General features: G+C 54.2%; 1 protein-coding gene. It reads right to left on the reverse strand.

Annotated elements, in window-relative coordinates; translation table 11 throughout:
• A partial coding sequence (locus ACTHUR_RS12980; protein ID WP_440398910.1) for a D-2-hydroxyacid dehydrogenase occupies positions 1–836 on the reverse strand: 836 nt, incomplete at both ends.

Below are 836 nucleotides of genomic sequence, written 5' to 3' on the forward strand. Positions count from 1 at the left end.
ATATTGTCTAAAAGGATGTCAAACAGGCGGTTGGCGGCCTCTTGGCTTGCCCATGCAATGTGTGGCGTGACGATGAGGTTGGGCAGTCGGGCTTTCAGCAGAGGGTTGCCGTCGCGCGGCGGCTCTTGTGTCAATACGTCAAAACCTGCTCCGCCGATTTGGCCGTATTTCAACGCCGCAACCAAAGCGGCTTCATCAACCAAGCCGCCGCGTCCGCAGTTGATGAGGATGGCGCCGGGTTTCATTTGCTGCAATTCAGCTTCGCCTATCATATTGGCCGTTTGCGGCGTGAGCGGACAATTAAGCGATACGACATCGGCGGAGCGGATGGCTTCGTCAAAGGAAACATAACCGTCGCGGACGCTTTGGGCATTTTTATGTTCGGCGAACACGACATTCATTTTGAAAGCCTGAGCATAAGTTGCCAGCGTTTTCCCGATATTGCCGCGACCGAAAATCGCCAGCGTTTTACCGTTCAAATCGCGCATCGGTGCGCCGAGGTGGCAGAAAAACGGTGAGTTTTCCCACAAGCCTGCCGCAACGTCACGCTGATAGGCAGGCAGGTTGCGCATCAGGGTAATCATCATCATAAACGCGTGTTCCGCCACGGATTCATTGCCGTAAGCGCGGATATTGCACACTGCCGTACCGTTTTGTTTGGCAGCCTCAACGTCCACATTGTTGACGCCTGTCGCGGTAACGGCAACCAGCTTGAATTGTGGATTTTCGGCAAATGCTTGGGCGGAAATCACGACTTTGTTGGTAATCACAATGTCCGCGCCGCGGATACGCTCTAAGGTTTCGTGCGCTTCGGTTGTGCCGTAGCTGCTCAATGT

The sequence above is a fragment of the Neisseria sp. P0021.S007 genome (assembly GCF_051956855.1).